The organism is uncultured Methanobrevibacter sp. (assembly GCF_946184425.1).
GTDB lineage: Archaea > Methanobacteriota > Methanobacteria > Methanobacteriales > Methanobacteriaceae > Methanocatella.
The window spans coordinates 17,987-29,515 of sequence record NZ_CAMHFP010000026.1; the positions used below are offsets into that span (position 1 = coordinate 17,987).

The following is an 11,529-nucleotide window of genomic DNA, read 5'->3' on the forward strand; positions in this document are numbered from 1 at the left end:
ATGAAAGAATTCAAATTAAAATCTCCTTATAAACCACTTGGTGATCAGCCAAAAGCTATTAATTCTCTAGCCGATGGAATCAATAAGGGTGTTAAGGAACAAACTCTTTTAGGAGTAACCGGTTCTGGAAAAACTTTCACGATGGCAAATGTCATTGAGAAAGTTCAAAAACCTACTCTTGTTATTTCACATAATAAAACATTAGCAGCACAACTATATGAGGAATTTAAAGAATTCTTTCCGGATAATGCAGTGGAATACTTTGTTAGTTATTATGATTATTATCAGCCTGAGGCATATGTCCCTAGAACAGACACTTTCATTGATAAGGAAGCTTCAATTAATGAAGATATTGACATAATGAGGCACTCCGCTACTCAGTCTCTCCTGTCAAGGGATGATGTGATTGTGGTGAGCAGTGTAAGTTGTATCTATGGTATCGGTTCACCTGAGGATTATGGTGAATTTGCTTTTGGAATTTCTGTTGGAGACACTTACGACAGGTCTGAAATAATAGCTAAACTTATTTTTATGCAGTATGAGCGAAATGACATTGAATTTGACAGGGGTCAGTTTAGAGTCAGGGGGGATGTCATTGAAATTAATCCTGTTCATGGAACCCCACCGATAAGAATTGAACTGTTTGGTGATGAGATTGATGCAATCAGTTTGATTGATAAGGTAACTGGAAAAAAGAAAGAAAGTTTAAAAAGATACATGATTTTCCCCGCAAAGCATTTTGTAGTTGGACAGGACAAAATGGATGTTGCACTTTCAAAAATTAAACAGGAATTGAATGACAGGCTTTTGGAATTAAATTCCATGGGAAAATTATTGGAAGCTCAAAGATTGGAGCAAAGAACTCGTTTTGATATAGAAATGCTTCAGGAAATGGGGTACTGTCCGGGTGTAGAAAACTATTCCATGCACCTGTCCGGACGTGAATGGGGTGAAAAGCCATATTCCCTTTTAAAATACTTCCCTGATGATTTCTTAACAATCATTGATGAATCTCATGTTACAGTTCCTCAAATTAGGGGAATGTATAATGGGGACCGTGCACGTAAGGAAACTTTAGTTGAGCATGGTTTCAGATTGCCTTCAGCTAAAGAAAACCGTCCTTTAAGATTTGACGAATTTGAATCATCAGTCAATCAGGTAATATATGTATCAGCAACTCCTGGACAATATGAACTTGCTAAATCAAGAAATGTTGTGGAGCAAATTATCAGGCCTACTGGACTGGTAGATCCTGAAGTATTAATCAGACCGGTTACAGGTCAGGTTGAAGATTTGCTTAAGGAAGTGAAACAGACTGCTGAAAAAGATGAAAGGGTGTTGGTTACTACTTTAACAAAAAGGATGGCGGAGGATTTAACTGATTACTATGCAAGAATTGGTGTTAAAGTAAGATATATGCACTCGGAAATCGATACTTTGGAGCGTATTGAGATTGTCGATGATTTAAGACGTGGTAAATTTGATGTGCTGGTTGGTGTAAACCTTTTAAGGGAAGGTTTGGATTTGCCTGAAGTGTCTCTGGTGGCTATTTTGGATGCAGATAAGGAAGGATTTTTAAGAAACGAAACCTCATTGATACAGACAATAGGTCGTGCGGCAAGAAACGTCAATGGTCGTGTAATAATGTATGTGGATGACATGACAGATTCCGTTAGAAATGCATATGATATTACACTTAAAAGACGTAAACTGCAAATTAAATATAATGAGGATCATGGCATTGTTCCAAAATCAACTACAAGAACATTAAAAGAGAAAATTGCTGAAGAAGAAGAAAAATACAAAGGTATTGCAGGTTCTGAAGTTGAAAAGATGCCTAAAGATGAGCTTCGTTTATTAATTAAAGACCTTGAAAAAGACATGAAGGATGCTGCCGCAAGACTTGACTTTGAAAGGGCAGCAGATTTGAGAAACAAGCTTTATGCCTTGAAAGGCTTTGATAAATGATTTTAGGTTGTCAGTCATTTGGTACAATTGCAGATGATATTATCTCTTCTGAATTGAAAAAAGGCTATTTTTTTGATTAAAATATTTGCATTAGTTTTCAAATGCTCTGTCAAATATTTTATAAGGTAGTTTGTTCTAATATTATATAACTAATTTTTAAGGAGATTATAATGACAGAAGACTCTAAAAAACAAATCATCATTAAGGGTGCACGTGAGCATAATTTACAGGATATTGATGTCAGTGTCCCTCGTGATGAATTTATTGTAATTACAGGTCTAAGTGGGTCTGGTAAGTCTTCATTGGCTTTTGATACAATTTATGCTGAAGGACAGCGTAGATATGTTGAATCACTTTCCGCTTATGCAAGACAATTTTTAGGTCAAATGAAAAAGCCTGAAATGGAATCTATTGAAGGTTTATCTCCAGCTATTTCTATTGACCAGAAAACTACAAGAGAAAACCCAAGATCTACTGTTGGTACAATTACAGAAATTTATGATTATTTAAGATTATTATTTGCAAGAATTGGTATTCCTCATTGTCCTAATTGTGGAAAAGAAATTTCACATCAGACAATTGGCCAAATAGGTGAATCTATCGTGGAAGAGGGGGAAGGATTAAAAATCCAAATATTGTCTCCTATAGTTCGTGATAAAAAAGGTCAATTTAAGGATGTTCTGGAAGATTTGAGGAACAAAGGTTTTGTTCGTGTTCGAGTTGATGGTGAAATAAGAGATTTGGAAGAAGATATTAACTTGGCAAAAACTTATAGGCATAATATTGATGTTGTTGTTGATAGGCTTAAGATTAGACGTGATGTTGATTTCAAAAGGAGACTGGTCGATTCCCTTGAAACCGCTGCTGAATTTTCCGAAGGATTAATCACAGTATTGTTTGATGATGGTGAAAAGGAATACGAGAAAAAGTACTCAGAACACTTTGCATGCGTTGATTGTGGAATTAACTTTGAGGAATTAACTCCTAGGATGTTTTCTTTTAATGCACCACAGGGAGCATGCCCTGAATGTAATGGTATAGGTTCTAAAATGGAAATAGATCCTGATTTGGTTGTTCCTGATAAGTCATTATCTTTAAATGAAGGTGCTATTGTTCCTTGGGCAAGTTCAGCTAAAAAGGAAAATTATTATTTCCAGATGCTTGATGCAGTATCAAAGCATTTTAACTTTAGTATGGATACTCCATTTGAGGAACTCAGTAAAGAACATCAGAATACTCTTCTTTTTGGTTGTGATGAAAAGATTCCATTCAACTTTAAAAGAAGAAACAGGTCTTATATGGTTAACCGCAGATTTGAAGGTGTTGTTCCAAGAATGCAAAGGCTATACTTTGAAACCAAATCCAGCTATTCAAGAAAATACCTCTCTAAGTTCATGTCAGATAGAAAATGTTATGTTTGTGACGGTAAACGTTTAAGGCCAGAAGTTCTGGCGGTAACCGTTGGGGGTAAATCAATCATTGATGTGTGTGATTTGGCCATTAAGGATTCTTATCAATTTTTCCAAGATTTAGAATTAACTGAAAGGGAAAATTTCATTGCAAAAGAAGTTTTAAAAGAAATTAAGGAAAGATTAAGTTTTTTAGTAGAAGTTGGTCTAGATTACTTGTCAATGTCTCGTTCATCAGGTACTTTGTCCGGTGGAGAGGCACAAAGAATTAGGCTTGCCACTCAAATAGGTTCAGGTTTGGTTGGTGTTTTATATATTTTGGATGAGCCAAGTATTGGTCTTCACCAAAGGGACAATATTAAGCTTATTGAGGCTTTAAAAAGACTTAAAGATTTGGGAAATACTTTGGTTGTTGTGGAGCACGATGAGGAGACAATTCTATCCGCAGACCATGTGGTGGATATCGGCCCTGGTGCTGGTGAGCATGGAGGAAAAGTTGTTGCTCAGGGAACACCTTTGGATATTATGAACAATCCTGATTCAATTACTGGCCAATATATTTCAAGAGTTAAAAAAATTGATATTCCTGAAAAACGAAGGGAAGGCAACGGCAAATTCATTAAGATTATTGGGGCTGCTCAAAACAATTTAAAGGATGTTGATGTTGAAATTCCATTGGGCAAATTCACTTGTGTTACTGGCGTAAGCGGTTCAGGTAAAAGTAGTTTAATTAATGAAATCTTGTATAAGGGTGCTCATGGAAAATTGTCCAAAAAATTTATGTTTGCAGGTAAATACAAGGAAATGGAAGGGCTGGAAAATATAGATAAAGTCATTGCTATTGACCAGAAACCTATTGGAAGAACTCCAAGATCCAACCCTGCAACTTATACTGGTGTATTCACTGATATTCGTGATTTATTTGCAAATACTCCTGAATCAAAAGCAAGAGGTTATAAACCTGGAAGATTCTCATTCAATGTTAAAGGCGGAAGATGTGAAGCATGTTCTGGTGACGGTATTGTCCAGATTGAAATGCACTTTTTGGCTGATGTGTATGTGCCTTGTGAAGTTTGTGGCGGTAAAAGATATAATGAAGAGACTTTAGATATAAGGTACAAAGGCAAAAACATTTATGAAGTTCTGGAAATGACTGTTGAAGAGGCATTGGAATTCTTTGAAAACATTCCAAAAATCACCAAAAAGCTTCAGACATTATATGATGTAGGTTTAGGATATATGAAAATAGGACAGCCTGCAACCACATTGTCCGGTGGTGAAGCTCAAAGAATTAAATTGGCTAAGGAGCTTTCTAGAACCAGTACTGGTAAAACATTATACATTTTGGATGAACCAACAACAGGTCTTCATTTTGAAGATATCAAAAGACTTTTGGATGTTTTGGCCAGATTAACTGATGCTGGTAATTCTGTTGTTGTAATTGAGCATAATCTGGATGTTATTAAAACAGCAGATCATATAATTGACCTTGGTCCTGATGGAGGGGACGGTGGAGGTCAGGTAATAGCTACAGGAACACCTGAAGAGATTGCAGAATCCGGAACCTATACTGGTCAGTTCCTCGAGCGTATGCTTGATGAGAATATCACTCCATATGCAAAAGAATTGGTAGAAGATATTGGCAAATGATATCTTTTATTTTTTTACTTTTTTTTTAGTTTTTGAAACATTTATATATTATTTTTAACAAAATATTATCGGAAGTTATATTCCGACTGTATACTTCCGTTAAATTTATTTAGTGATTATTATGGTTTTAAGTACTGGAAATACTGCTTGGATGCTTGTTGCAACAATAATGGTTTTATTGATGAGTGTTCCGGGTATAGCATTTTTTTACGGTGGTTTATCAAAAAGGAAAAATGTTTTAAACTCAATGTTTTTATCGCTAATTGCATTTGCAATAGCTAGTATAATATGGATTTTATATGGATATCAAATTGCATTTGCTCCTTCAAGCTTTGCAGGTTTAATAGGAATCCCTCAAAATTTATTCATGGAGGGCATAGGTGTTAATTCTTTATCAGGTACTATTCCAACTTTTGTTTATGCCGGTTTTCAGCTCACTTTTGCAGCATTGACAGCTGCGGTTGTTTCAGGTGCGATTGTTGGAAGAATGAAAACAAAATCTTGGATTTTGTTCACTGTATTGTGGGTGACTTTAGTCTACATACCTGTTTGTCATTGGATTTGGGGTGGCGGATGGCTAATGAATATGGGTGCAATAGATTTTGCCGGTGGAGTTGCAGTTGAGGTCAACTCCGGTTTTTCAGCTCTTGCATTGGCATTGATTTTAGGAAAAAGATATGATATTTCATTGCTGCCTCATAATTTGGGTTATTCAATTTTAGGAGCAGGATTTTTATGGTTTGGATGGATGGGATTCAATGGCGGATCTGCTCTTGCAGCTAATGGATTAGCAGGTTCAGCAATTCTTGTTTCAAATACTGCAGCAGCTGTTGCACTGGTAACATGGGTAATAATGGATGTTATTAAAATTGGAAAACCAACGGTTTTAGGTGCAATTACCGGTGCAGTTGCCGGATTGGTTGCTATTACTCCTGCTGCGGGTTTTGTTTCTATTTCAGGTTCGATAGTGATTGGTTTGGGTGCATCATTAATATCCTACTTTGCAATTTATAATCTCAAAGATAAATTTGGTTATGATGATGCTTTAGATGTATTCGGAGTCCATGGACTTTCCGGTGTTTGGGGTTTGATAGCTACAGGTTTATTTGCATCTCCTGCAATAAACGGTGTTGCAGGGCTGTTGTATGGAAATCCTAATCAGTTGTTGATTCAGATTATTGCAGTTGTAGCTACTGCAGTTTATGCATTTTTGGTAAGTTTATTAATAGCAAAAGTGTTAGATATATCTATAGGATTAAGAGTTGAGGATAAAGAAGAGATAACCGGTCTTGATGCGGCATTGCATAAGGAATCAGGTTACAGATTTTAATTATACTTGGGTGATATTATGAAAAGAATCATTGCGGTAATTCGTGAGGAAATGTTTGAAAGTGTAAAACATGCACTTTTGAAAGAGGGCTGTGACGGAATGAATGTATCTACTGTAAGGGGTAGAGGAAGGCAAAGAGGCACTCGTGAATCTTATAGGGGTTCTAGTTATTGTATTGATTTAATTCCAAAAACAAGGGTGGAATTAATAGTCAATGAAGAAGATTTGGACAGGATTATCGATACAATTATCGAAAGTGCTAGGACTGGTGAAGTGGGTGACGGTAAAATATTCGTTTCTGATGTTGAAGAAGTAATAAGGATTAGAACTGGTGAAAGAGGTTCTGATGCTGTTTAACTTGTTTTAATACAATTTTAGTATAATTTTCCTATTTTTTTCTTTTTTTATATTTTAATTTATCAATAATTTCTATTTTTCATGATATTTTAAACATGTTTAAATAATATGGTTAAAAAATTTATTTTCATCAGTAGCTTGTTATTCATATTAACAAGTGCTATTGCTTAGGTGATAAAAATGAGAGAGTTATATGAAAAAATGATTAATGAGTCAATGGCTGCTCAAAAAGCGGACGTTGCTGTTATATCAGAAAACAGATATAATGACTTTAAAATAACTGATGCAAAACCATATGCAGATGCGGTATCTGGTATGAAAGCATTAGACAACCAAGCGGAATCTGTAATTAATCTGCACAAGGAATCTGTCAAAAACCATTATGAGATTTTATCTTCCATTACAGACACCTTGAAATGTGAAGACGATCCTTTCATTGAACACTTCCAAACTCCTCCTGTATTGGAAATTTTATGCGAGGAAGACGGCGATTTTGCTGACAGTGTCGATAAGTTTATCCAAGCTATTGCAGATTCAGAAGCATTAATTGCAAAAGAATCTATTAGGAGATATGGTGGATTTTACGGACCGACCTGTGTAGTGGACTTTGCATTAATGCCTGGAAGTACAAGTAATGTTGTAAATCAGATTTTAACTAAAATGGATATTCCTGTACATCACAAACAAGGTATCCTCTCTGCAAAATCTTGGGGTATGAACACTTCTTACGGTATTGGTGATGCTTTTGCTAATGCGATTGAAGACGGTTTAACCGCTACTCAGGCAACAGAAAAAGAAATTGAAACATTGCAAATGATTTACAGAAATCCTATTGAAGGACAAGGTACTTTAATGGATGATGCAGATCATTCCTCATTTGATGTAAGAGATTACATGAACAAATATAAAAAAGCAATGACTTCTGTTGTTAAAGCTGCAATGGATGATGGGGTACATTACGGTAACATTGTAACTGTACCTGCATACTGTGTTGGAGATATAGGGCACCACATAGGTCAATCTACTTACAACATGTGTAAGGATGATGTGACCATGAGCATTATTCAGGCTACTGCAGGTGTTATTGAAAACTCACTTAGAAACAACCTTGATGTATTTAAAACACCTTTCGATGTATTGAAACTTTCAACTGGTGCATCTGCATGTGCAACTGAATTTTTATTGGAATTAGACGGATTTACTGCTCCAATGATTGTTGACTTGTTGAACAAAAGATTCCACAACTATGTACAGCAATATCCAAAAAGAGGTGCAGCTGCTGAATTACACAACTGTGACTTCATGGACATGATTTACAGGGGATTCAATGCAATGAGTAATGCTAGAAAAATGAGATCTTCTGCTGGATTCGAAATCATTCCTAGAATTAAAGGCATGGAAGTTGACTTCACTCCTATTTTGGAAAACGAAGTCTTAATGAATCCTCAAAGATACACATATCCTGCATGTGCTATTTCAGTAAGATTCTCTTCACTTATGAGATTGGCAGACTACCCATGTCTTTTAACTTCAGAACCTATTACAGCTACCATGATGACAAATATTATTGCACTTGACAAAGAAACTCCGGGTTCTCCAGTAAGAGGTTGTAAACAGTGTGCTTCAGCATGTCTTGCAGATAACAAACATGAATACTGTCAATGGAGAGAAGCTGTATAGGCGGTTAAAATGACTTGCAATATAAGAAAAAAATTCTTTGCAGAACTTTTAGGAACATTTTTCCTAGTATTTTTCGGTACCGGATCTGCTGTTGTAACATTGCTTATTTCAGATAGTGTTACTCCTGGTGCAGCCGGAATCGGACTTTTAGGTGGTTTGGGCGATTGGATTGCTATTGCTTTAGCATTTGGTCTTACTGTAATGATATGTATTTATGTATTCGGTAAAATATCCGGTGCACATTTGAATCCAGCTGTAACAATTGGACTACTTGTAACCAAAAACATTGCTTTGGTTGACAGTATTTATTATATAGTTGCACAAGTTATTGGGGCCTGTTTGGGAAGTCTTTGTTTGTTCCTTTGTCTTGGTGCTCCGGCAGTTGCAATAGGTGGACTTGGTGCTACCGCTCCAGGTTTGGGAGTAACCTATTGGCAGGCAATGTTTGCAGAATTCATAGGAACATTCTTCCTTATGATGGTTGTAATGGGTGTAGCAGTTGATAAAAAAGCAGAACCGGGTTTTGCTGGAATTTCAATTGGTATGACTGTAGCTGCTGTGATTGCTGTGTTAGGTGCATTTACTGGTGCATCAATCAATCCTGCACGTACATTCGGACCATATTTAATGGATATGATTCTAGGCGGACAAAACCTATGGTCATTCTTCCCAATATATTTGGTCGGACCGATTCTCGGTGCAATCTGCGCTGCATTTGCTTATGCATATCTTGCAAAAGACAGTGGAGTATGTGAACTTCCACAACCGTTTAATGATGAATAATTCTTTTTTGAATTATTCACTTTTTCTTTTTTTAATAAGCTATATAATCAAGTTTTAACTAATAATATAATAGTTATGTTTTAGGTGATAAATTGTTTTTTAATTTTAAAGAAGCTTTTTTAATATTCATTCGCGGAATTCTGATGGGTTCTGCCGATATTGTTCCGGGTGTTTCTGGAGGAACAATTGCTTTAATTACAGGTATTTATGGTCATTTGGTAGAGGCTATAAGTAGAATCAAGTTCGCATTTTTGAAACCTCTTTTAAAAGGGGATATAAACGGTTTTATAAAGGGAATATATGCTGAAATTGATTTTAAGTTTTTCATTCCTCTGATTTTAGGTATTGGTGTAGCGTTTTTAACTCTTGCAAAAGTTGTAACCTACTGTATGGATGTGCATACTGCATTGACTTATTCATTTTTCTTGGGATTGATTATTGCTTCTGCAGTAATTTTATTCAGAAAAATTCATAAGATAAATATAACTCACTTCATATTTGCGATAATAGGTTTAATTTTAACATATCTATTTGTAAGTTTGAATCCTATTGCGGCAAATCATTCTCTTATAGTTTTATTCTTCTCAGGAATGATAGCAATTTGTGCAATGATTTTGCCTGGAATTTCAGGATCCTTTTTATTGCTGCTGCTTGGCCAATATGAATATATGCTAAATGCATTACATCACTTTGATCTTGTAAGTATCATTGTTTTTGTTGTTGGTGCTTTAATTGGAATTTTAGGATTTTCCAAAATCTTAAATTTTTTACTTAAAAATTATGAAGAAGTTACAATGGCATTTCTTATTGGAGTAATGCTTGGATCACTAAAAGTTCCGGCAATAGAAATTGTAAATGCAACCAGTTTAAGTTTTTCAGGTCTGTTCCCATGTATAATTATTGCAATAATTGGATTTGCTTTAATTTTGATTTTAGAAACTAGATTTGATTATATAGATTAATGTGTACAAAATTTTACACATTAATTAAATTTCATATTTTAGACTTTTACAGAGGCTGTTTTTACTTATATTTTATATATTTTACAAAAATTAATAATTCATATCTATTTTTGAGAAAAAGTCTTTGATTTATTACAACAGTTTCAAAAACAAAAAAATTATTAAAAAAACAAGAAAGAAATACAGAACATTATGCATAAATCTCTAGAAATAAAAGGAAATAAAACTGACAAATAGGTTATTAAAAAAGTATTGCAAAAAATCAATAACATTGAATGTGAAACACTAGCAATATATTTGGATAAACAAAATCTGGATAGAATACCAAGTTTCTATAAACACCATGCATTATATGATGAAATTGCATCAAAATTAGCTGAAAAAATTAAAATATCTTCTCCCACTTGTATCATTGTAGATAAATCCAAATTCAACCAAGATGACAGTAACAATTTTAATGATAAATTTTCATCTAAACTAAATAATCCTGAAAATCATCCGATAAGCATTCTTCATGGAGATTCAATAAATTATAAAGGATTGCAAATTGCTGATTTAATCTCATGGTCAGTTTTTCAAAAAGTAGAATATAACAATCCACAATACATTGGCTTAATATTGAATAAGAAAATATTTGAAGTATATAAAAAATAGTATTGTGAGAATGAAGAACCTATAAGCCACCTAATTGACCATAGTAGTTATGGAAAGTCGCCACCTGTGGTGACGAGGACCTATAGGATAAACCAAAAATTTAGGTTTTTACCTTCTAATCTTCATAATATTTAAGAATATCAATGTATATAAACATTTTTATTATTTGCTTTGTTGATATTTTAAACTATTTTTTGGACAGGTTAATAGTATTTAAATCAGATTATTTTCTGATTTTTGTGTTTTCATATTTTTTTTTAACTTTTTTGTAGGTTAAATACATTAAAATATATTTTTTAAATGGAGTTCAAAATTTGATATTTCAATTCATTAATCTGGTGTTTCTCATGACAAATCAATAGGCATATTAATATCAGTTTATCTGCCCTTCATTCTCTAAATAGTTATATTTTTATATACTGGTTGATAGACTTTTAGTCATGTTTTAGAAGTTTTAAACAAAGGACATGTATTTTCATGATTGTTTGAATGATATAAAACATTTTTAGCATACACTTTTCAGGAGTTCAGGGAGAAAATGAAATACAAAAAAACAATAATCCTATTGGGGCTTGTTGTTTTTCTATTGAGCATTGCAAGTGTTAGCGCAAGTGAAATAGATAATACTATAACAAGCGAGAATGCAAATACAATCGAGTTATCAATTGATAATGATATTGGGGATAATCTGCAAACAAGTGAAGAAAACGAGGCATTGGCTTCAACTGATTATGAT

General features: G+C 34.2%; 9 protein-coding genes. All 9 read left to right on the forward strand.

The genetic code is table 11. The annotated features are described in order from the left end of the window. On the forward strand, positions 1 to 1,968 hold the full coding sequence (gene uvrB, locus Q0P94_RS06880) for an excinuclease ABC subunit UvrB (RefSeq protein ID WP_295115052.1): 1,968 nt from the start codon (positions 1 to 3) through the stop codon (positions 1,966 to 1,968). A gap of 170 nt (positions 1,969 to 2,138) precedes the next feature. After that, entirely contained in the window at positions 2,139 to 5,027 is a 2,889-nt protein-coding gene (gene uvrA, locus Q0P94_RS06885) for an excinuclease ABC subunit UvrA (RefSeq protein ID WP_295115054.1), read from the forward strand. 118 nt (positions 5,028 to 5,145) lie between these two features. Further along, positions 5,146 to 6,357 (forward strand): ammonium transporter, encoded by a 1,212-nt coding sequence (locus Q0P94_RS06890; protein ID WP_295115070.1) that lies wholly within the window; start codon positions 5,146 to 5,148, stop codon positions 6,355 to 6,357. A gap of 18 nt (positions 6,358 to 6,375) precedes the next feature. Further along, positions 6,376 to 6,714 (forward strand): P-II family nitrogen regulator, encoded by a 339-nt coding sequence (locus tag Q0P94_RS06895; protein ID WP_295115056.1) that lies wholly within the window; start codon positions 6,376 to 6,378, stop codon positions 6,712 to 6,714. A 180-nt stretch (positions 6,715 to 6,894) separates the two neighbouring features. Continuing rightward, the gene (locus tag Q0P94_RS06900) at positions 6,895 to 8,394 is read left to right on the forward strand and encodes a DUF2193 domain-containing protein (protein ID WP_295115058.1); all 1,500 of its coding nucleotides are present in this window, start codon (positions 6,895 to 6,897) and stop codon (positions 8,392 to 8,394) included. A gap of 9 nt (positions 8,395 to 8,403) precedes the next feature. Next, a complete protein-coding gene (locus Q0P94_RS06905) occupies positions 8,404 to 9,177 on the forward strand; it encodes an MIP/aquaporin family protein (protein WP_295115060.1) in 774 nt (257 codons plus the stop codon). A gap of 143 nt (positions 9,178 to 9,320) precedes the next feature. Beyond that, the gene (locus Q0P94_RS06910) at positions 9,321 to 10,139 is read left to right on the forward strand and encodes a DUF368 domain-containing protein (protein WP_295115072.1); all 819 of its coding nucleotides are present in this window, start codon (positions 9,321 to 9,323) and stop codon (positions 10,137 to 10,139) included. A 252-nt stretch (positions 10,140 to 10,391) separates the two neighbouring features. After that, positions 10,392 to 10,793 carry a DUF3800 domain-containing protein gene (locus Q0P94_RS06915; protein WP_295115062.1) on the forward strand — a complete coding sequence of 134 codons (402 nt, stop codon included), beginning with the start codon at positions 10,392 to 10,394 and terminating at the stop codon, positions 10,791 to 10,793. Positions 10,794 to 11,331: 538 nt separating this feature from the next. After that, the coding region (locus Q0P94_RS06920) for a hypothetical protein (protein WP_295115064.1) at positions 11,332 to 11,529 on the forward strand (198 nt) is incomplete at its 3' end.